Source organism: Xanthomonas hortorum pv. pelargonii, from assembly GCF_024499015.1.
Lineage (GTDB): Bacteria > Pseudomonadota > Gammaproteobacteria > Xanthomonadales > Xanthomonadaceae > Xanthomonas > Xanthomonas hortorum_B.
In genome coordinates this window covers 4,820,688-4,842,533 of sequence record NZ_CP098604.1, presented here as the reverse complement: position 1 = coordinate 4,842,533, position 21,846 = coordinate 4,820,688, and the positions used below count along the sequence as shown (strand labels likewise).

The following is a 21,846-nucleotide window of genomic DNA, read 5'->3' as shown; positions in this document are numbered from 1 at the left end:
TTGGTGGCTAGTGTGCCCGGAGACCTCTAGTTATGGATGGATCAATTTTACGGGGAGTCGACAGTTGCGCGTAGCGCCGTTCAAACTCTACAGGGGACAAGTCGCCAGTTGAACCGTGGCGGCGGTTGGGGTTGTAGAACATCTCGATGTAGTCGAATACCTCGGCGCGAGCGGCGTCCTTGGTGGGATAGGTCCGCCGCCTGATCCGCTCGCGTTTGAGCAGGCCGAAGAAGCTCTCTACGGGTGCGTTGTCGTGGCAGTTGCCACGCCGACTCATGCTGCACACCAAGCCATGGGACGCCAGGAAACTGCGCCAGTCATCGCTGGTGTAGACAGACCCTTGGTCCGAGTGAACCAAGCAACCAGTGTTGGGTTTGCGCCGCCACACCGCAGACAACAAGGCCTGCACGACCAACTCGGTGTCGGCCCGATCGCGCATCGCCCAGCCGACGACCTGCCTGGAAAACAGATCGATCACAACAGCCAGGTACATCCAGCCTTCATGCGTGCGGATGAAGGTGAAATCGCTCGCCCAGGCCGTGTCCGGCTCCGTCACGTCGAACTGTCGGTCAAGCAGATTGGCAGCCGCCTTGCACTGCATCCCTCCATGGAAGCGCGGTTTGCGACCATAGCCCACCTGGGCACGCAGTCCCTCGGTGCGCATCAGCCGATGCACCCGATGGCGACTACAACGCTCACCCAGATCGCGCAGATCCGTGGTGATCTTGCGATGCCCATAGACACTGCCGCTGGCCAGCCAGTGGTGCTTGATTAGTCCAAGCAAGCGATCATCTTCCTTGGCGCGCTCACTGTTGGGCGAGCACAACCAGGCGTAATAACCCGACCGGTTGACCCGCAATACCCGGCACATCGCACACACCCTGAATTCCCCGCAGTGGGCTTGCATGAAGGCGTACTTTGCCTTTACCCCTTGGCAAAGTACGCGGCGGCCTCTTTAGGATGTCGCGCTCCTCGGTCACTCGACGCAACTCTGCCTTCAGCCGCCGAACCTCGGCGCTCTGGTCCACCTCGGCGCGATGCACCACGCCAGACTTGCCGAACGTGCGCAGCCAGGCGTACAGGCTGTGCGTCGTGACACCCAGCCGCTCGGCGACTTCTGCCACCTTGAACCCACGATCAGTCACTTGCCGGACCGCCTCGATCTTGAACTCATCCGTATACCGCTTGCTGCTCATAGACACCTCCGAATCGACCATTTTCCATGGCCTTGAGATGTCTAGGAAACCCTGGGCGTATCAATATTTACTCAAAGCTTTCCCAACGGCAGCAGGTTGATAGCAGGTGAAGTCTGCGACAAATAGTGGTTGAAAGTTATCCTATTTCGTTGCGCCAAGCTTCTCAATTGAATCGAGCAACACACTTGGGACATTTCCCTGACAGCCACGGACCATATCAATCAGAAGAGGTAAAGCACGCCGGTCACCTAGTTGCCCTGCTGCATCGACAACTGACAAGCTAACGTCGTTATCTTCAAGTGCACTTAATAACGCAGGAACAACACTTGTATCACCAAGTTTGGCCAGTGCTGTTATCGCTGTTTCACGAACTTCCCGACTTGAATGTTCTGTAAGCTCAGCCAGTCTTTTTCTAATCAGATTGTTCGAGACATTGGAGCCGTTGGCCAACCCCAGTGCGGCCCACTCTGCGACTTCCCGATCTTGATCGTGAGATAAATCAATAAGAAGCTTAGCCGTTTCCGGTGTGTCAATTTGACCAGCCGCAAAGGCTACGCTCGCTCTCACATCTTTTTCTTGGTCAAGTGCACCAGCAGACAAAGCTTGTAATTTTTCGACCGCGTTCAAATGACCAAGCGCAGAAGCTGCTGAAGATCTCACTAGGCCTTGGGAATCGCCTTCCAGCATATCGGACAGAATGTTTATAACGATATTTCTTGAGTACAGATCCAATCCAGGCAACTGCCCCATAACGAACGCAGCAACCTCTCTCTGATCAGAAGAAGGACTATTTGCCAACTTGAGAGCGATCTGCAACGTAGATTTTTCGCCACTGCTGTGCAATATCCTGGCAGCTGCATATCTGCGATCACGGGAATCAGACTCTAACTCCCGATGCAACTGATCAAGAGTTGCGTCTCGAAGCTCGCTCCAAAGTTTAAAGTCCAGCTCATCCCGATCATTTTCCTGCATTGTCTTACCCTGGAAATTTAACAGCGATCTTTTGAAATTCTTGAAGGTCTGCAACCCCAAGCCTTTTGTGTTGCCTTTGCTGCTTTTGCAGGAATCACTCCACTATCAATCAATTGCTGTAAAACCTCACAACGATCCGGACGTTTGCGACCAGCAAGAACGGCATCGCTTTGAATTCTTGAAACAATCTGAACAACTCCGCTGTCAGCCTGATTCCCTGGAGAAGCCATTAGATGAACCAGATCGAATACCGGGCTTAATGGATTACCTCTGTAATCGCCAAAGCTTCCGTCTACCGTGAGTTCACTAGGATTCTGAAGAGCATGGCCACTCAATGCCGTTGCGCCTGTGACAGCCGGATTAGCACTTAGAGAGATTGCCTGCTGACCGTCAACATCCTTCCAAGAGTATGGCGCATTCTTAACATACCCATACAAATTCAGCCCACCGCCTTGACCGATGGGGTCGCTTTGAGTGTAGCGCCCGGAAGATGTGTCGTATTCACGATAATAGTTCTGGTTTAGTCCACTGAAAGAATCATAGCGCTGCCCAGGAAATCGCATGTTTAGTAAAAAATTCGAACCATCTTTGTCTGCATCTTGATCAGGATTGGTAAGGCCAAATGCCTCACTCTTCAAATTCCACGCCCACACTGCCGTATTGCGCGCCGGATCAATCACTACACGCGGGCTACCCAAGTGATCAGGCTCGATGTAGGCCAATTTGGCATCAGCACTGGTGACGCCCACCGGCATGTCATCAAGCCAGATCGCTTGCTGTAATGGCTTGCCAGCGTTGTCGTAGTCGCCCATCCAGCGGCCGAACTCGTCATAAAGTGTGTAGGTGTTGGCGGTACCGAGGAAACCACGGACCTGCTCGCCCTTGCCGTTGTAACGGTACTCGCGTGCCACCGCGCCATTGCGCTTGACCTGGCTCATGCGGCCGGTCACGTCGTAAACGAATTCGCGCTCGGTTCCGTTGATCGAGGTGGTATCGCCTACGGCGTTGTAGACACGTGGTGCCCCACCTACCTTGATTAGGCGATGGCTGTTTGCCTCGTAGGTGTAAGCGACTTCGCCGGCTGCCGATTTACTGCTCTGACGGTTACCTGTCTTATCGTAGGTGTAGCCATCCAGCACCGTGCCGGTCACGCCGTCCTTGAACTCCGTCAACCGGCCAAGCGGGTCATAGCCCAGCGTGACATCCGCAACAGTGCCGCCGGCAGGGGTCAGCTTGGACAAATTGCCGACTGGGTCGAAGCCAAAGCCGACATCCAGACCTCCGGCGCTGGTGTCCTGAATTGCTTTCGGGCGATAGTCCTGATCATAGGCGCGTGTCAGTACGCGGCCATTACCGTACGTCCAGCCTGCGATTGGACCAAGCGGAAGATAGCTGGCGTTTTTCAAGAGAATTTGGCGAGCGCCCGTTGCGGAGGTATAGCCCACTTCGGTGGCTTGACCCAGCCCGTTGCGGACGTAATCCACCTTGGCGCCGTCCGGGTAGATAACGCTCGCCAGACGACCCGACGCGGTGTAGCCATAGCGCAGCGTGAAAGCCTTGCCGTTGGTGGTCTGCAGCTTGCGCACCAGATCGCCGAAACTGTTGTAGCAATACTCGGTCGCCCCGCTACTGTCCTTGATAGACGCCAAGCGACCCTGCGCAAAAGTCTCTCCCGCCTGGCAGCTGACCGGCGCGACGTCGTAACTGTAGGCTACGTTGAGCGCGCTGGTGGGGTAGCTCAGCTTGGTCAGGCGTCCTAACACGTCATAGCTCGAACTGATCTTGACCCCGCGGGCAGTCGCTTCGAGTGTGCGGTTGCCAGCGGCATCGTAACTATACGTGGTGGCACCGGTATCGGGGCTAGTTAGCTTGCCGAGGTCGCCAAGGCTGCTGTAGTCGTAACGCGTGGTCAGACCCTTAGGATCGATGACCGCGGTGACGCGGTCCAGCGCATCCAGTTGTTGCGTTATCTCCACCGCCAGCCCGCCCACATCTTGAAGCGTACGTACCACACGACGCAGAGGGTCGGGATCCAGCTGTGTCTTGCGCCCAAGCGCATCGGTCACCAATTTCAGATCACCATTGAGGTCATAAGCAAACTCAGTGGGATTAGCAGACGCATCGGCCTGCGTCTGCAGCTGACCAAGTTTGTTATAGACCCGCGTCAGAGTCCGCTTGACGTTTCCGGACGCATCTTTGATTTCTTCCTTAAAACAATTCCCAGCTACGTCGAGAGAATAATGCAGGTTACTGCCGGCACTGTCAGTGATATCCGTGAGGCGGTGGGCTGCATCGTAGTCGTACTTTACGAAATCGCCATCGGGCTGCGTTACCTGCTTGACATTGCCTGTTTCGTCGTACGCAACCGTCATCACCCGATCCTGGCTGGAAGCAGCGGCACTCGCTGCGAACCGAGTAATTTGGGAAGTGAGCCATCCACGAGGTGCATAGCTGAAATCAGTCGCTATCGCGTTCGAATCGATAACGCGCGTCGGCCGCCCATTGCTGTCATACGAAGCGTAGGTGGTGGTCTGACCTGCTGCATTCGTGCTTTGGAAAAGATCACCAACCCGGTGGCATTGGCCGCTCGCAGTACCGCATCCGGATTCATCGCTGCTAGCGTAGTAGCGGTACGACGTGATGTCGCTTACGTCCGTGCGCGGCCCGTCTACCGAGAGAACCAAACCGACTTGGGGACAGTTGGCTGCATCCACCTTTTCACAATAGCTTGTGCGCCACTGACGAACACCTGCGGGCGCATCTGCTGCACTCCCACACGCATAAGAAAGGGCAGCAGCCACCGCTGTGTTGATCTCGCAACTGGCAGTCTGCAATCCACTGGCGTTATAAGCCCATTTCGACTTGGCTCTGACGACGTTACCAGCATCGAGAATGGTTCGTTCTAGGGGCTCACGGATCGCCCCATTCCACACAGTGTTGATGGTACGCTGCTGTGAAGAACCCACCCCATCGATCTGCTGCTTCAAAAGCCCATCGCTGTCGAAGCTGGTCTGGCTTTTGTTACCTTGGAAGTCGGTCGTAGAAGCAACATAGCCATTTGCATCGTACGTAATCGCCTTGTAGGACTGATTGCACTGCGTACCGCAGGGTGTACCTGCACCTGCAAGTCGTATTGCACCCGTCGCAGCATCAACAAACGTTAACCCGCTCCGCGTCCCAAGCGGCCCGATGACTGCAGAGTCGACTATGCCGTTTGTGGAGTAGGCATTGTAGTCAATCTTAGTGGTATCGACACCATCAGCAAATGAAGCCGATGTCGCTTTTCTCGACGATTGATAGGTAATCGTTTCGTATCGCACACCTTTTTCGTCGATCACCCCAGTCATCACACCAGGAAGATTATTCCCTCCGGTATAGTTACTCTCATTGTAAATATAGCCAATCGATTTCTCGTCAGAATATTTCGCAGACGCGAGGTATCCAGCGGCGTCATATGAATAGACAATTTTTCCTTTGTCCGGAAGGGTGACTCCGGCCAACCTTGCAGCACTATCGTAATCAAAAATCAATTGCCGGCCACTCCTGTCGGCCACGCTCTGGAGAATCCCGCCGCCCGCTCCCGTTGCATCAGGGAGGCTATAGGTCAACAGATAGATCCTTTGGCCGGCCTTGTCGTACACCTCCTGCAGAAGACCTTTCGCATCATAAATCTCTGTCTGCTGGGTAGCGGAGATCGCCAAGGCAAAACCTGCACCATCCGGCCGCTCTACAAGTGTTTCGGAGTAGTCTGAGCTGGTCTTCCAAACGCCACCTATCAGCTGAAAGATCAACGAACCTCCATCTGGCCGATGGGCATTGATCGACTGCGTATCGGTAGCCGCACTTGTCGAACGCTGAATTTCCAATTTTCGATCAAACAAGTGACGCCACTGCTTGCCCATTGTGGAGGAGGTAACTGATGCCGAGCTGTTGTAAAAGCGGCGAAACATAAGACCGCTTGGATTCTCGTAGTCCGTTTCTTGACGGTAGAAGTTGCCTGTGGCGGTATTGATCGGATCCCCTTCAAAAACGGATCCCGCTCGGTTTGCGCTGGCTGCGCTATCACGGCTTCCGCGCGGCCCGGTTCCGTCCTTGCCGGCGCCAAGCCCTCCGCTGCAGGACATGCTGCAGCTGCCAAGATTTTTTCTCGGCGAACCGACAGAATAGGTAGTCGCGATTACAAAAAAACCAGATGAATCCTTCGGCCACATGACAATCGCCCCTGTCGTGGTCGAGTTGTACTTGACCACAGGCCACGACGAACATCCTTTAGGGGAAGAGCTGCATCCTTTGGTCATCTGACCTATGAGCCAATCAGCAGCAGCGCCTGCCGAGTCAAACCTACCGTTCCCGTAGATAGAATTAACCGTGTAGGGCGGTCCGTAGTAAGAAGCTGCAAACGCATCAACCGACACTGCAAAGAGCAAGCCCATCGCGGCGCAAAAATAAAAGCTTCGTGTCAATATGCACTTCTTGGTGCTCATACCACTCTCCATGTGTTTAAGTTTTTTTCTTTAGCAGTCCACTGACGTTATCAAAACAACAAGTCAGAAAATTGACAGCGTCACAAGCCAAAGACTAGTTCTGTTCCGTTGCCACGTCAAGATTAAATCAATACTGAAATCAAAAAATATCTGAACATTTCACTGCCGTTAGAAACGGCTAGCAATACTAATTTACCGGAATTTGTCAGCGCTTGACACACATCGGCAAAGATCAAACTTCCAGGCTGCACCTTTGCCTCCTGATTTATTGAAGAAAATCTCAATTTAAGGCATTCAGCGGTCTTGATCTGAGAGCCTAGAATTGCACGAAGCGACAGTCGCTTGAAGACGAAAATCTTTATTGAGAATTTAGCTCCATGTGGAATATGACCAAAATTTTTACCGAACGGTTGAACTCAGTCATTATCTAAGGCGCTTCAAACACCAAGCACCTGCTGCGACTGTGCAGCCGGGAGATGTCGGAGGTTTAGGGCAACAAGTGAACTATTGCTGCCACGGCAACCTATAGTCGGCATGTGAGCATGCTTGGCCCACACGTTGCTGCCTTATTGACTATCTGATCGATCCTGGTGACCCCGGCCCGATTCGAACGGGCGACCTTCCCCTAGGAGGGGGACGCTCTATCCAGCTGAGCTACGGGGCCAAGGGCGGCATTGTCGCACGATCGTTGCGATTGCCAAGCCGGTGGGTGGTCGGCGGAGCCTGCTAAAATCGGCGGCTACCCGTGTCGTAGGTGGCCCTGGCCGCCGCGCGACCGTTCCGACCTTTGGAGATCCCATGTCCGCTGACCTGCTCAAGGCGCTCGACCTCGCCGCGTCCAATTCCGGTACCTATCTTGGCGAGGCGACCTGGTCGCAGGCCACCGGCGCCGGGGTGCTGCAGCCGCTCAATCCGACCACCAATGAAGTCATCGCCGATGTGCAGGCGACCACGCCGGAGGACTACGAGCTGATCGTGCAGCGTGCGCAGGCCGCCTTCAAGGTGTGGCGGACCACGCCTGCGCCGCGCCGTGGCGAAGCCGTTCGCCTGTGTGGCGAGGCGCTGCGGGCGCACAAGGATGCGCTGGGGTCGTTGGTCGCGCTGGAAATGGGCAAGAGCAAGCCCGAGGGCGATGGCGAAGTGCAGGAGATGATCGACATCGCCGACTTCGCGGTCGGCCAGAGCCGCATGCTCTATGGCTACACCATGCACTCGGAGCGGCCGGGCCACCGCATGTACGAGCAGTACCAGCCACTGGGCCTGGTCGGCATCATCAGTGCGTTCAATTTCCCGGTGGCGGTATGGGCGTGGAATGCGTTTCTGGCGGCGATCTGCGGCGACATCTGTATCTGGAAGCCGTCCAACAAGACCCCGTTGACCGCGATCGCGACAATGAAGATCTGCAATGCGGCATTGCAGGACGCAGGCTTCCCGGACATCTTCTTCCTGATCAACGATGCCGGCACGTCGCTGTCGGAGAAGCTGGTCGAAGACGGCCGCGTGCCGCTGATCAGCTTCACCGGTTCGACCCAGATCGGCCGCGTGGTGGCCGAGAAGGTTGCGCATCGTCTGGGCCGTTGCCTGCTGGAATTGGGCGGCAACAACGCGATCATCCTGGACGAAACCGCCGACCTGAAGCTGGCCATCCCGGGCATCGTGTTCGGTGCGGTGGGCACCGCCGGGCAGCGCTGCACCACCACGCGCCGCCTGATCGTGCACGAATCCATCCATGACAACGTGCTGGCCACGTTGGTCAAGGCGTACAAGCAGCTCGACAGCAAGATCGGCGACCCCACCGACCCGGCCAACCTGATGGGCCCGCTCAACAGCCAGGGCGCGGTGGAGCAGTTCCTGGCCTCGATCGCCAAGGCCAAGGCCGCTGGCGGCAAGGTCGAAGTGGGCGGCACCGCGATCGATCGCCCGGGCAACTTCGTGTTGCCGGCCATCGTCACCGGGCTGCAGAACAGCGACGCGGTGGTGCAGCACGAGACCTTCGCGCCGATCCTGTATGTAATGAAGTACAGCACGCTCGATGAAGCGATCGACCTGCAGAACGGCGTGCCGCAGGGCCTGTCGTCGTCGATCTTCACCCAGAACCTCAAAGCGGCCGAGAAGTTCCTGTCCGCTGCGGGCAGCGATTGCGGCATCGCCAACGTCAATATCGGCACCTCGGGTGCGGAAATCGGCGGCGCGTTCGGTGGCGAGAAGGAAACCGGCGGCGGTCGCGAATCCGGCTCGGATGCGTGGAAGGTCTATATGCGTCGCCAGACCAACACGATCAACTACTCCGACTCGCTGCCGCTTGCCCAGGGCATCAAGTTCGATCTCGATTGAAGGCCGCATGGCGCGCCGGGGTAATGCCCGGCGCGCTGCCGTATCTGCGGTTGGGCAATGCCGCTGCACTGCACTCGGCAGCTTGCTGGCAGGACAGCCTGACAGTGACGGCGTTGGTCGCCGATGTCCGGCGACCGGCAGCCGATAACCGCCTGCACCAGGGCCACCGGACCAGCAATCTGCGGAGCATCCGGCACCCTTGGTTGCCGTGAGTCGCGGCGCCCAACGCCGCACACTCAACCGATTCGAGCGCTCAAATGCGCCAAACGCGCCCACGCGATCGCCGTTTGGCCGCAAACGGCACGCCTTTCGGGCGGCCGCTCTGGGATAATCGCGGTACGTCAGCCGTCGGCTGCCGGCCCTTCTACAGGAGTTGCTGATGAACGTCGTCGTTCGACAGACCAGTGCCATGGCCATTGTCAGCCTGGTCGCAGGCATTCTCGGCTGGACGCTGATCCCGTTTCTGGGCAGCCTCTGCGCCATCATCACCGGCCATCTGGCGCGGGCTGAAATCCGCCGCAACCCGCAAGGCCTGGACGGCGACGGGCTGGCCATCGGCGGGCTGATTCTTGGCTGGCTGGCGGTAGCGCTCTGGGTGGCAGGACTCGCGATCTTCATCCTGTTTTTCGGCGGTATGGCCTGGCTTGCGGCCGCAAACAGTTGAGCATGGCCGCGCCCTCCTCTGCCCAGCGCTTCAATGACCGCGTCGCGGCTTACGTGCGCTACCGGCCCGGTTATCCGCCGCAGTTGCTGCGCTGGTTGCACGAAGAATTGGGTGTGACCCCGGCGACCGCGGTGGCCGATATTGGCGCCGGCACCGGCATCTCCAGCCGCCTGTTTCTGGAGGCCGGTTATCCAGTCACGGCAGTGGAACCCAACCCTGCCATGCGTGAAGCCGCGCAGCAGTGGCTGGCGGGGTTCCCCAAGTTTCAGGCGATCGATGGCACCGCCGAGGCCACCGGGCTGGCCGATGCCAGCGTTGGCCTGGTGTCTGCCGCGCAGGCGTTCCACTGGTTCGACACGCAGGCCATTCGCGCCGAATGGGCGCGCATCCTGAAGCCCGAAGGGCTGGCGATGATCTACTGGAACACCCGCGAGCTGGACACCACCGACTTCTTGCGCGGCTATGAGCAAATCCTGCTGGACTACGGCACCGACTATTCGGCCGTGGCCGAGCGTTACCAGGACGATGCCACGATGCAGGCGTGGTTCGGCGAAGGCTTCCGCGCGATGGCGCGCTTTCCCAATGCGCAGCAGCTGGATTTCGACGCCTTGCGCGGCCGGCTATTGTCGTCTTCGTATGCGCCGCTCGCGCACGACCCGCGCCATGCACCAATGCTCGCCGCGCTACGCACGCTGTTCGATGCGCATGCGCATGACGGACACATCGACTTCCAATACCAGACCCGCGTTTTCGCCGGGAGATTGAACTGACCCGCATGTATTCGCTTGCCCGCCCCTTTCTGTTTTCCCTCGATGCCGAGCGCGCCCACGCGCTGGCCCTGCGCTCCATCGACACTGCCTACCGCACCGGCACCACGCCGCTGCTGGCCAAGCGCCCGGTGCCGCTGCCGACGCCCGCATTCGGTTTGATGTTTCCCAATCCGGTCGGGCTCGGTGCCGGGCTGGACAAGAACGGAGAACATATCGATGCGCTGCTGGCGCTGGGTTTCGGCTTCGTCGAAATCGGCACGGTGACGCCGCGTGCGCAGGAAGGCAATCCCAAGCCGCGCATGTTCCGGCTGCCGGAATATCAAGCGGTGATCAACCGCATGGGCTTCAACAATCTGGGCGTGGATGCGCTGGTGGCCAACGTGCAGCGCGCGCGCCGTCGCGGCGGGCTGCTCGGCATCAACATCGGCAAGAACAAGGACACGCCCAACGAGGAGGCCACCAGCGACTATCGCTATTGCATGGAGCGCGTGTACCCGCTGGCCGACTACATCACCGTCAATATTTCCTCCCCAAACACCGCCGGCTTGCGCGAGTTGCAGGAAGAACAGGCGCTACGTCGTTTGATTTCCGATCTACGCGAAACCCAGGAAGCTCTCGCTGCGCAACATGGCAAGCGTGTGCCGATGCTGGTGAAGGTGGCGCCGGATCTCAACGACCGCGACATCGATGCTGCGGCGCGCGTACTGGCCGACCTGGCGGTGGATGGCGTGATCGCCACCAACACCACGGTGACGCGCACCTTGATCGCCAACCATCCATTGGCTGGCGAGGCCGGCGGACTGTCCGGCGCACCGCTGCTGGGGCAATCCACCCTGGTGCTGCGCCGCTTGCGTGCACGCCTGCCCGAATCGATTCCGTTGATCGGCGTGGGTGGTATCAACTCCGGTGCCGATGCGCTGGCGAAGATGGCCGCCGGCGCAACCCTGGTGCAGTGCTATAGCGGCCTGGTGTATCGCGGGCCGCAGTTGATCGGCGAATGCGTGGATGCAATTCGTCGTCGCCGCGAAGCGCCGAGCGGCGGTGCGGTGTCGCCGTTATGAGCCAGGCCATTCAGCCGGGCTGGCAGTTGCGCGAGTACGCGCCGCTGCGTGCGTTCAACACCTTTCATGTGGAGGCCACGGCGCGCTGGTTGCTCAGCATCCATGTGCCAGACGCATTGCCCGAGGCACTGGCCGCTCCCGAGATCGCCGGGCAACCGCTAATGGTCCTGGGCAGCGGCAGCAACGTGCTGCTGGCTGGCGACCCGCCGGGCTGCGTGCTGTGTTTTGAGAACCGCGATCTGAGCATCATCGCGCACCACGCCGACCACGCCATCGTGCGCGCCGGCGCCGGCGTCAACTGGCATGCGCTGGTGCTGTATTCGCTGCAGCAAGGTTTGTCGGGACTGGAAAATCTGGCATTGATTCCCGGCACGGTGGGCGCTTGTCCGATTCAGAACATCGGCGCCTACGGCGCGCAGGTGGGCGACTTCATCCATGTGGTGGAAGCCTTCGATCGGCACGCACAGCAGTTTGTGCGGCTGGCTGCGGCGGAGTGCGCCTTAGGCTATCGCGACAGCATGTTCAAGCAACTGCCGGAGCGCTATCTGATCGTCGCAGTGGAATTCAATCTGCCACTGCTGCATGAGTTGCGGCTGGACTATGCCGGCATCCGCGAGGAACTCGCCAGCATGGGCGCCGAGCTAGCTGGTGCGGCCGATGTGGCACAGGCGGTGATCAACATCCGCCAGCGCAAATTGCCGGACCCGGATGTGCTCGGCAATGCAGGCAGTTTCTTCAAGAATCCGTTGTTGCCGAGCGAACAAATCGCCGCGCTGCAAGCCACGTTTGCCGATATGCCGGTGTATCCCGGCGAACAGCCTGGCCAGGGCAAATTGTCGGCGGCCTGGTTGATCGAGCAATGCGGCTGGAAGGGCCGGCGCGAGGGCGATGCAGGTGTGTCGCCGGACCACGCGCTGGTGCTGGTCAACTACGGCACGGCCAGCGGCGCGCAGCTGCTGGAATTTGCACGGCGCATCGCCGAATCGGTACGCGAGCGTTACTCGGTGATTCTTGAACCGGAACCGCGCGTCATCGGAGCGCATTGGTGACAGCGCAGCAGGCATCACGACGTGCTGCGCTGTGGATGCTCACCAGTACCTTCGCCTTCGGCCTGATGGCCATCGCCATCCGGTTGGCTTCAAGCAATATCTCCACCACCGAGATTGCGTTTTTTCGTAACGCATTCGGGTTATTGGCCTTGTTGCCGCTGATCGTGCGGCCGGGCAAATCGCTGCCGCGTACGCGGCAATTGCCGCAGTATCTGGCACGCACCCTGATCGGTCTGGCCTCGATGCTGTGCGGGTTCTGGGCGATCGGCCATCTACCGCTGTCGCAAGCGATTTCGTTGTCGTATTCCACGCCGTTGTTCGTCACCGTCTTGGCAGTGGTATGGCTGCACGAACAGGTGCGCATGCGCCGCTGGCTGGCAGTGGCGGCAGGATTCATCGGCGTGTTGGTGATCCTGCGGCCAGGTTCGTCCACCTTTACGCCCGGCCTGTTGGTTGCGCTGTTGGCTGCGGTCATCAGCGCCATTGTCGCGATCCAGATCAAACAGCTCTCGCGCAACGACGACTCCGACACTGTGGTGTTCTACACCTATGTGTTCTGGGTGCCGATGTCATTGATTCCGGCAATGTTTCAATGGACCTGGCCGCAGGGCATCAACTGGCTGTGGCTGGTGGCGACCGGCATCTTCGGCACCGCCGGGCAGTTGTTCTGGACGCGCGCGCTCAAGCTGGGCGAAGTCTCGGCGCTGCAGCCGATCAGCTTCATGCAGCTGCCGCTGGTGGCGTTGCTGGGCTGGTGGTTGTTTGGTGAAGCGATCGAACGCCACACCTTGATCGGTGCAGCCATCATCATCGGTGCCAACGTCTATATCGCCCATCGCGAAAGCGTGCTGGCACGGCGCGCTGCCACGCACGCGCCGATAGAGGGCGTAAAACCAGGCGAGTGATCAACCGTCTGTGCGGCGCCTCTCGCAGCGTGGCAACGATGCCAACGTACACTGCGCTGTCGGCGCGACCCGGACATTGACGGGACCACGTCGGCAGGCGCACTTTCATTGAATGCTCCGCGATGAGGTCGGCATGCCGGTTCCAAGCAAAACCATTAGTCTGATCGGGGGCATGCGTCGGCCAGCAAGCTGCGCAGGCGATCATCCTGGGCTGCACCGAGATTTCGCTGCTGGTGGGTGCCGCCGATGTGCAGCTGCCGCTGTTCGACACCACCGCACTGCACGCTGAGGCGGCGGCGCTGGCAAGCGTGCACGATTGATCGGCATCGAAGGCGCAGCCACCGCGCCTTTACCGAAGTGCATCTGCGTCGTGCTTGCGTGCAAACGTGCAAGCTGTGCCTTGCTGGCGCGGCAGCACAGCTGCGCCAAACGTCACTGCTCCAGCACGCGCATGCGCGCCATCACCTGCCACAGGAGGTCACGCCTTGAAGACCGACCCATCACCAGGCACTGCACCAGCAACCCAGCTCACACGCGGCGATTACAAGACGCTGGCCCTGTCTGCGCTGGGCGGCGCGCTGGAACTCTACGACTTCATCATCTTCATTTTCTTCGCGACGGTGTTGGGAGAGCTGTTCTTTCCGCCAGGCATCCCGGACTGGATGCGCCAGTTGCAGACCTTCGGCATCTTTGCGGCCGGCTACCTGATCCGCCCGCTGGGCGGGATCGTGATGGCGCACTTCGGCGATCTGCTTGGTCGCAAGCGCATGTTCGCGCTGAGCATCGGGCTGATGGCATTGCCCACGCTGGCCATCGGCGTGCTGCCGACCTATGCGCAGATCGGCCTGGCCGCACCGCTCCTGCTGCTGACGATGCGGTTGCTGCAGGGCGCGGCCATCGGCGGCGAAGTCCCCAGTGCATGGGTGTTCGTCGCGGAACACGTGCCGGCGCAGCGCAGAGGACTCGCTTGCGGGACATTGACCGCCGGCCTGGCTGCCGGCGTCCTGCTCGGTTCGCTGAGCGCCGGGGCGATCAACCGCGCCTTCACCCCGCAGGAGATCGCCGACTACGCCTGGCGCCTGCCGTTCCTGGCAGGCGGCGTCTTCGGGCTACTTTCGGTCTATCTGCGGCGCTGGCTCCACGAGACCCCGGTGTTCGCCGAACTGATGGCCATGCGTGCGGTCGCGCGCGAAACGCCACTCAAGGTGGTGCTGCGCGATCATCCACGCAGTGTGGCGCTGTCGTTGTGGCTGACCTGGATGGTGGCGGCCGGGGTGCTGGTGGTATCGCTGATGACGCCCACGCTGCTGCAGAGCGTGTATCGCTACCCGGCAGCGGTTGCATTGCAGGCCAATCTGCTCGCGGTCCTGCTGCAGGCCATCGGCTCGATCGTGGCCGGTGCATTGTCCGACCGCTGGGGCAACGGACGCGTGCTGCTTGTCGGCAGTGTCTTTCTAGGCATTAGCGCATGGCTGTTCTATCGGCTGGCGGGCGACCCGCAGCTGTTGTTTCCGCTATATGCCCTGCTGGGCGCTGCGCTCGGCGTCCTGGGTGCGATCCCGCGCATCATGGTCGAAGCATTTCCGCCGGTGGTGCGCCTGTCTGGCGTGTCGTTCGCCTACAACCTGGGCTATGCCGTCTTTGGTGGTCTGACCCCGTTGGTGGTGGTGATGTTACTCAAGCAGCACCCGATGGGACCGGCGTACTACATGATTCTGCTGGCAGTGATTGGCGGCCTGATCGGGCTGCAGTTGTGGCGCCGGGAGCGTACAAGCCGTGCCTGAGTGCAAGGCAGTGTTGGCCGCTGCGATCGGCACATTCCAGACGCGCCTCCGTCTGCAGACACGCTGTCAGTCCGCACGTTCAGCCATGCAGCCCATCGAGCTCGGGCAGCAGCACGACGCTTTCATGCGTATTCGGATCGGTTCGGGCCACCAGCACCACGGCCGCTTCCACGCCGTCGTTATAAGGCTGATGCGGCATGCCGGCCGGGATATACAGAAAATCGCCCGGCTGAACCACGTCATGATGCTCCAGGGCTGCGCCATGCCAGACCTTGGAAACTCCGGTCAGCGCGTAGATGGCAGTTTCATGCGAGGCATGCAGATGCGGCTTGGCGCGTGCGCCCGGCGCGATGGTCACAACATGCAGGCTGAGACCTGTCGCGCCGGTACTTTGCGCGGATATCCCCATCGCGTAATGGACGCCTTGCGCTGCCAATGCGCTTTCGCTGGCACGCAACACGCGACATTGCTTCGGGTGGGAGTCGTTCGGTAAGACGTCTTGCACGCGGAGATCCTCCAAAGAGCGTGGGCTAACGCGCCGTCTAGGCGGCCAGCACCTTGCAGATCGATGACGATAGTCGTGCGGTTACGCCAGCCCGGGCAGAAACGCGAAACCTACTCCGGCGATACGAAAGCGCCAGCGCGATGGCGACGCCAATGTGGACGCCGCGCGCCGCGAAACATCACCAGATACAGCCCGACCACCCACACCAGTGCAGCCGACCAGCCGCCCAGAATGTCGGAGGGGTAATGCACGCCCAGGTAAATCCGCGACACGCCCACCAGTAGTGCGAACAGACTGGCGGCAATAGTTACCGGCCAGCGCCAACGCGTGTTCCAGGCCAGCGCAACGACCACCGCAGCCAGCGTCATCGAGCCCATCGCATGCCCGCTGGGAAAGCTGAAGGTGCTTTCCGGGGCGATCGATTCCCACAAGCTCGGGCGATTGCGCTGAAAGAACTGTTTGGCGCCCATGTTCAACAACGCCGAGCCACCGAACCCCAGCGCGGCGAAGGTGCTTTCGCGCCAGCGCCGCAACGCCAGCAATACCAGCACGATCGCAATATCGATCGGAATCACGCCGTACTGGTAGCCGACTCTGGAGATCAGGCCGAAAAATGCATCCAGCCCCGGCGTGGCGATGCTGCGCATGCTCCACAGCAACGGCTCGTCGAAGTAGAAATTTTCCAGCTCGTGGACTTCATCGGCCAGGTCAACAAACAGCCCCAGCGGCAACAACACGCCGGCGAACAACAACGCCATGCGCCACGCATTGTTGCGCAGCCAATGTCTGAAACCGGCCGGCGATTCAGCCGGCGCGGCGGACATAGGTGCGTTCGACATACTGATCGATCAGATCAATGAACTCGTAGGCGATGTTCTCGCCACGCAGGGTGACGCTTTTTTCGCCATCGATGAATACCGGCGCCGACGGCGCCTCGCCGGTGCCCGGCAACGAGATGCCGATATTGGCGTGGCGCGATTCGCCTGGCCCGTTAACCACGCAGCCCATCACCGCCAGGGTCATGTTTTCCGCGCCGGGATTGCTGATCTTCCACTCCGGCATCTTGGCGCGCACATGGTTCTGCACCACGCCAGCCAGTTCCTGAAAGAACTCGGAGGTGGTGCGGCCGCAGCCCGGGCACGCAGTGACCATCGGGGTGAAGGCGCGTTGGCCGGTGGTCTGCAGCAGTTCCTGCGCAACGATCACTTCCTGGGTGCGCGACTGGCCCGGCTCCGGCGTCAGCGAGATGCGAATGGTGTCGCCGATGCCTTCCTGCAGCAGCACGCTCAGCGCCGCAGCCGAGGCCACGATGCCCTTGCTGCCGATGCCGGCCTCGGTCAGGCCCAGATGCAACGCGAAATCGCAGCGCGCGGCCATATCGCGATACACCGCGATCAACTCCTGCACGCCGGACACCTTGGCCGACAGAATGATGCGCTCGCGTGCCAGGCCCAGCTCCACCGCACGCTCGGCCGAATCCACCGCCGAGCGGATCAGTGCCTCGCGCAGCACGCGGCCGGCATCCCAGGGCGTATCGCGCTGCGAATTCTCGTCCATCAGCTGCGCGGCCAGCGACTGATCCAGCGAGCCCCAGTTGGCACCGATGCGCACCGGCTTGTCGTACTTGATGGCGAATTCGATCAGCTGCGCGAACTGCAGATCCTTCTTCTTGCCGAAACCGACATTGCCGGGGTTGATGCGGTACTTGGCCAGCGCTTCGGCGCAGGCCGGCTCGGCGGCGAGCAACTGGTGACCGTTGTAATGGAAGTCGCCGATCAACGGGACCTCGATCCCCATCATCCGCAGCTTGTCGACGATGCGCGGAATGGCCGCGGCCGATTCGGCGTTGTTGACAGTCAGGCGCACCATTTCCGAGCCGGCGCGCCAGAGCTCGGATACCTGCTTGACGCTGCCAGCGATGTCGGCGGTGTCGGTATTGGTCATCGACTGGACGACCACCGGGTGGCCGCCGCCCACGATCACACTACCGATCTTGACGCTGCGGGTGATGCGACGCGGCCAGGCGGTGGCGTCGGCGGGAGGGGTTGGGCGGGTCACGGCGTCGTACATCGCGGTATTTTAGCCTGTCATCGGTCCGCTCACAGCTGAAGCGCCGCGCGGGCCGTCTTCCACACAGATGCGACGGTTTGTCGCATACCGCCACCTCCCCGAGCGCATAGCATTGCCGTGATGAACAGCTCCGACGCTTCCTTCCTGCGAACCCTGTGCAGCCTGCGTTGGCTGGCCACTGCCGGCCAGGCCGCCACCATCCTGGTCGCCACCGGGGTGATGGGCCTGAACCTGCCGCAGCAACCGCTGTGGGCCGGCGTGGCCGCGCTGGCAGTGTTCAACCTGTATGCGCAGCTGCGTGTGGCCCACCGCGGCGCGGTCAGCCAGGCCACCGAATTCGGCCACATCCTGGTCGATGTGACCGTGCTGACCTGGATGGTGGGCTGGAGCGGCGGCATCGCCAATCCGTTCGGCTCGCTGTTCCTGGTGTTGATCGCGCTGGCCGCACTGGCCCTGCCGCTGGGCTGGGCGATGGCGGTGGCGGCCTCCTGTGTGGCCGGTTACGGGATCAGCGCCGCCTTCGGCCTGCCGCTGCCTTACGGCAGCTTCGACCCGCTGAGCCTGCACATGTGGGGCATGGCAGCCAACTTCCTGCTGTCGACGGTGGTGGTGCTGGCGTTCGCCACGCGGCTGGCCTTGTCGATGCGCGAACGCGAGCGCGAGATCTCCATGCTGCGCGAGCGCTTTGCGCGCAACGAGGGCATCGTGGCGCTGGCCACGCATGCGGCCTCGGTCGCGCATGAGTTGAACACCCCGCTGGCGACGATGACCCTGCTGGTCGACGACATCGCCGACCAGTGCGACCAGAACGAGCTGCGCGAAGATCTGGACACCTTGCGCGAGCTGCTGGTGCAATGCCATGAGCGCGTGCTGGCGCTGGCAGCGCCGGCCGACAACGGTCACCTGAGCCGCGAAGTGGCGGTCACGGACGTGCTGGAACAGTGGCGGCTGGTGCGCCCGACCATCGAGCTGCGCCGTAACGACGACGCGCCGATGCGCCTGCTGCTGCAGCCCGGCGTCAGCCATCTGCTGATGGTGTTGCTCAACAATGCCGCCGATGCTGGCGAACGTGCCGGGCGCCCGCAAATCGATCTGACCCTGCGCATAGAGCAGGACCACCTCAGCGGAGAAGTGCGCGACTACGGGCCGGGCTTCGACACCTCACAGGCCATGTTGCCGGGCACCTTGTTCAACAGCGGCAAGCACGACGGCATGGGTGTGGGGCTGGCCTTGTCGCATGCCACCGTCGAACGCCTGCAGGGCGAATTGTGGATGCTGCCCGCCGAAGGCAGCGGCGCCCGCGTCGGTTTCCGTCTGCCGCTCTCCGAACACGAGGCACTCGCATGACAAGCACTCCCCTGCGCACCGGCCTGCTGGTCGACGACGACACCTTGTACCTGCGCACCCTGCAACGCAGCCTCGCCCGCCGTGGCGTTGAAACCCTGACCGCCACCGACGCGGCCAGTGCATTGTCGATCGCGCGCAGCGCGTTGCCGGATTTCGCGCTGATTGATCTCAAGCTCGGCAACGATTCGGGTCTGAACCTGATCCAGCCGCTACGCGAGATTCGTACCGACATGCGCATCCTGCTGGTCACCGGTTACGCGAGCATCGCCACCGCAGTGGAGGCGATCAAACTCGGCGCCGACGACTATCTACCGAAGCCGGCCAATATCCCCACCATCATGCGCGCGCTGGGCGAAGAAGACGACGAGCTGCCCGAGCCGGACGAAGAAGAAACCGCGCAGGAAATGATGACTCCGCTCAGCCGTCTGCAATGGGAGCACATCCAGCAGGCGCTGCACGAAACCGGCGGCAATGTCTCCGCCGCCGCACGTCTGCTGGGCATGCATCGCCGCTCGCTGCAGCGCAAGCTGACCAAGCGACCAAGCCCGGGCCCGTTACGCGAGCCCGGGCGTTGAGACATCGCTAGGTTGTCGTGAGGACGAGTGGTCGGGGGCGAGCTGGCCGAGGGCGCGATGCCCTCGCCACTCAGGACGACCTGTCTGCACCGTCCAAGCACTTAGCAAGACAAGCAAGATTTCGAGTCGTGGCGGCGTCTAACTGCGCTCAAGCCTAGTCAGCTCGAGGGCGCGGCGCCCTCACCGCCCGCGGGACACGCCGCAAGTACGTCCATGTAGGCTCGGTGGCGGCATCCATGCCGCCACACGGTCCCGCAAGCGGCAAGGACGCCGCACCAGAAAGTTGGTCGGTAGTTGGATGAAAGCCTGCCTGTTGCTCGGCTTGCTTTGGGAAGCTAATCGGACGCGGCGATAGCCAAACAACGCACCTCATGCATTGCTTGCAACCATGCACACCGACATTCTCCACTGGCCCTTGCCCGCCCACCGTCGCGGGACCTTACGCGGCATGGATGCCGCGTAAGAGCCTACATGGACGTACTTGCGGCGTGTCCCGCGATGGTGGGCGGGCAAGGGCCCTGCAGCCAAGTTGCAGCCCTATCGCCCAGCAACTGACGCACCCATGTCATTCAACCAATCCACAGCGATGCCGAGTCGAGACATCGTTTGGCTACAGTCAAAAGCCGAGTCAGTCGCGCTCGGTGTCCTCGCCAAAAAGATTGCTGGCCGCCTTGTTGAAAACACACACACCGACCACCTCCACTGGTCCTTGCCCGCCCACCGTCGCGGGACCTTACGCGGCATGGATGCCGCGTAAGAGCCTACACGGACGTACTTGCGGCGTGTCCCGCGACGGTGGGCGGGCAAGGGCCCTGCAGCAAAACCAAACACCAGCCGCTCTAAACCTAGCCTAAGACGCAATACCGAATCAAAAGACCGCCGACGCGCGCCGACGGGGTCTGACCTCTCAACGAGGGCCGAACACGCTAGCCCTACGCGAAGTCGCCGCAATACCATCGGCGCCCAGGAGCAATCTGGTTCCCCAGGTGCTAAGGCGTGCGGCATTCCAGCCAACTGCAATGTCCAGCGATTTGGTGCTGCTGTCGTTGCCCGACCACGACCAGCCCATGTAGCCGACGCTGTACTCGCGTGCGCGCCGCATGATCGCCGCTTCGTCCACGTGCGCGCCGCGATGGTCTCCACCGAACTCGCCGATCACCAGCGTCAGCTTTTTATCGCGGAAGGCACGCAGATAATTGTTGACCGTCGCATCGCTGCCGAACACCTCATACATGTGCACGCTGAAGATCACATTGCGCTTGCTGTCGCGCGCCAGCAGTGCAGCAGCGTTGTCGCGCATGTAGAACTGCCAGTCCTGCCCCCAGTTCGGCGCATCCACCATCAGCGCGTGGGTCAGACCGCTCTTGCGTAACGCAGCGATCGCGGTGGCATGGCCGTTGACCCATTCGCTCGCGCTCAAGCGATTGCCGAACGGCTCATTGCCGATATTGATGATCACGTGGTCTTCGTTGCCGATCAGCGCCTTGCGGATGCTGGTCCAGTAAGCGGTGGCATGGGCCAGACCGGCCGCCGCGCCGTCTTCGCCATAACCGGTGGTGTCGTGCACTTCCAGCACCGCGATCAGGCCCAGGCTCTTGCAACGCGCGATGATGCGCGCCACCTCGGCTTCCGGTGTGCGGTTCCAGCGGTAGCCGGAGCTGAGCACCACCCGCACGCTGTTGGCGCCGGTCGCAGCGATGGCCACCAAGGCTGCATCGGTACGGCTTGTGTACCAGGCGTGCGGCAGATTGACCCCGCGCAACACCAGCGCGTTGCCATTGGACTCACGCAACTGCGTGCCCGAGACCGACAATCCCGCATGCGCGGCAGACGAGAGCGCCAGACCGGCGGTGATCAGGAGCATGCGTTGAGCGAAAGACTGCAATGATTTCACGATCGGTTTCCAGGCAGGGACGTCGTAACCGCGACGGCGGAATCCACAGCTCACATGAACACTGTGTCAACTCCCGACAGCGGTGAAGGCAACCCAGATCACAGAAGCAACCACGCGCTGAAATAAATCGGGCTTGTCGCTGGCTCTATAAATCTGCGTACAGCCAGTGATCGGCCGTAAGCCGGCAATGTTTAGCGGTCTGGAGGCATTCCGTCGCCGCTTGTACGACATGCTTT

The 21,846-nt window shown here is 60.8% G+C and carries 16 protein-coding genes, 1 tRNA gene and 1 pseudogene; 10 read left to right on the top strand and 8 right to left on the bottom strand.

All coding sequences use genetic code 11. The features are described 5' to 3' along the window. Positions 1 to 7: 7 nt before the first annotated feature. The 4 genes from NDY25_RS20715 to NDY25_RS20700 form a co-directional block, all read right to left on the bottom strand. Positions 8 to 1,196 (bottom strand): IS3 family transposase gene (locus NDY25_RS20715; protein WP_256627653.1). Its coding sequence is split into 2 segments (ribosomal slippage): positions 8 to 953 and positions 952 to 1,196, totalling 1,191 coding nucleotides; the frame shifts between segments, so codons are not numbered across the junction. 141 nt (positions 1,197 to 1,337) lie between these two features. Further along, positions 1,338 to 2,222, bottom strand: a complete 885-nt coding sequence (locus tag NDY25_RS20710; RefSeq protein ID WP_168957814.1) for a HEAT repeat domain-containing protein — start codon at positions 2,220 to 2,222, stop codon at positions 1,338 to 1,340. Then, positions 2,186 to 6,652: a polymorphic toxin type 34 domain-containing protein gene (locus tag NDY25_RS20705; RefSeq protein WP_233366414.1), complete on the bottom strand. Its 4,467-nt coding sequence runs from the start codon at positions 6,650 to 6,652 to the stop codon at positions 2,186 to 2,188. The genes NDY25_RS20710 and NDY25_RS20705 overlap by 37 nt, the downstream gene beginning before the upstream one ends. A 588-nt stretch (positions 6,653 to 7,240) precedes the next feature. Further along, positions 7,241 to 7,316 (bottom strand) — tRNA-OTHER (locus tag NDY25_RS20700). A gap of 134 nt (positions 7,317 to 7,450) precedes the next feature. Here NDY25_RS20700 and amaB point away from each other — a divergent pair. From amaB to NDY25_RS20660, 8 genes and pseudogenes are all read left to right on the top strand, one after another. Beyond that, entirely contained in the window at positions 7,451 to 8,986 is a 1,536-nt protein-coding gene (gene amaB / locus NDY25_RS20695; RefSeq protein WP_168957816.1) for an L-piperidine-6-carboxylate dehydrogenase, read from the top strand. A 379-nt stretch (positions 8,987 to 9,365) separates the two neighbouring features. Then, the gene (locus tag NDY25_RS20690; RefSeq protein WP_006449325.1) at positions 9,366 to 9,650 is read left to right on the top strand and encodes a DUF4190 domain-containing protein; all 285 of its coding nucleotides are present in this window, start codon (positions 9,366 to 9,368) and stop codon (positions 9,648 to 9,650) included. A gap of 2 nt (positions 9,651 to 9,652) precedes the next feature. Next, a complete protein-coding gene (locus tag NDY25_RS20685) occupies positions 9,653 to 10,420 on the top strand; it encodes a class I SAM-dependent methyltransferase (RefSeq protein ID WP_180336529.1) in 768 nt (255 codons plus the stop codon). A gap of 5 nt (positions 10,421 to 10,425) precedes the next feature. Continuing rightward, positions 10,426 to 11,481, top strand: a complete 1,056-nt coding sequence (locus NDY25_RS20680; RefSeq protein WP_168957818.1) for a quinone-dependent dihydroorotate dehydrogenase — start codon at positions 10,426 to 10,428, stop codon at positions 11,479 to 11,481. Further along, positions 11,478 to 12,530 (top strand): UDP-N-acetylmuramate dehydrogenase, encoded by a 1,053-nt coding sequence (gene murB, locus NDY25_RS20675; RefSeq protein ID WP_168957819.1) that lies wholly within the window; start codon positions 11,478 to 11,480, stop codon positions 12,528 to 12,530. The genes NDY25_RS20680 and murB overlap by 4 nt, the downstream gene beginning before the upstream one ends. Next, positions 12,524 to 13,435, top strand: coding sequence for a DMT family transporter (locus NDY25_RS20670; RefSeq protein ID WP_168957820.1), 912 nt, complete (start codon positions 12,524 to 12,526; stop codon positions 13,433 to 13,435). The genes murB and NDY25_RS20670 overlap by 7 nt, the downstream gene beginning before the upstream one ends. 176 nt (positions 13,436 to 13,611) lie before the next feature. After that, a pseudogene (locus NDY25_RS23240) lies at positions 13,612 to 13,755 on the top strand (aspartate/glutamate racemase); the annotation flags it as partial. 165 nt (positions 13,756 to 13,920) lie between these two features. Continuing rightward, on the top strand, positions 13,921 to 15,219 hold the full coding sequence (locus NDY25_RS20660; protein ID WP_168957821.1) for an MFS transporter: 1,299 nt from the start codon (positions 13,921 to 13,923) through the stop codon (positions 15,217 to 15,219). Positions 15,220 to 15,298: 79 nt separating this feature from the next. Here the strand turns inward: NDY25_RS20660 and NDY25_RS20655 are convergent, their stop codons facing one another. The 3 genes from NDY25_RS20655 to ispG form a co-directional block, all read right to left on the bottom strand. Further along, the gene (locus tag NDY25_RS20655; RefSeq protein WP_251756938.1) at positions 15,299 to 15,724 is read right to left on the bottom strand and encodes a cupin domain-containing protein; all 426 of its coding nucleotides are present in this window, start codon (positions 15,722 to 15,724) and stop codon (positions 15,299 to 15,301) included. Between the two features lie 110 nt (positions 15,725 to 15,834). Further along, positions 15,835 to 16,548: a phosphatase PAP2 family protein gene (locus NDY25_RS20650; protein ID WP_168957919.1), complete on the bottom strand. Its 714-nt coding sequence runs from the start codon at positions 16,546 to 16,548 to the stop codon at positions 15,835 to 15,837. Further along, positions 16,529 to 17,794 carry a flavodoxin-dependent (E)-4-hydroxy-3-methylbut-2-enyl-diphosphate synthase gene (gene ispG, locus NDY25_RS20645; RefSeq protein ID WP_168957822.1) on the bottom strand — a complete coding sequence of 422 codons (1,266 nt, stop codon included), beginning with the start codon at positions 17,792 to 17,794 and terminating at the stop codon, positions 16,529 to 16,531. Before ispG ends, NDY25_RS20650 begins: the two co-directional genes overlap by 20 nt. A 120-nt stretch (positions 17,795 to 17,914) precedes the next feature. On the opposite strand from ispG, the gene NDY25_RS20640 reads away from it, so the two are divergent. Both NDY25_RS20640 and NDY25_RS20635 read left to right on the top strand, forming a co-directional pair. Continuing rightward, positions 17,915 to 19,141: an ATP-binding protein gene (locus tag NDY25_RS20640; RefSeq protein ID WP_168957823.1), complete on the top strand. Its 1,227-nt coding sequence runs from the start codon at positions 17,915 to 17,917 to the stop codon at positions 19,139 to 19,141. Then, entirely contained in the window at positions 19,138 to 19,716 is a 579-nt protein-coding gene (locus tag NDY25_RS20635) for a response regulator transcription factor (RefSeq protein ID WP_006449316.1), read from the top strand. The genes NDY25_RS20640 and NDY25_RS20635 overlap by 4 nt, the downstream gene beginning before the upstream one ends. 907 nt (positions 19,717 to 20,623) lie before the next feature. On the opposite strand, the gene NDY25_RS20630 is transcribed toward NDY25_RS20635, so the two are convergent. Continuing rightward, a complete protein-coding gene (locus tag NDY25_RS20630) occupies positions 20,624 to 21,610 on the bottom strand; it encodes a glycoside hydrolase family 5 protein (RefSeq protein ID WP_168957824.1) in 987 nt (328 codons plus the stop codon). Positions 21,611 to 21,846: the final 236 nt, after the last annotated feature.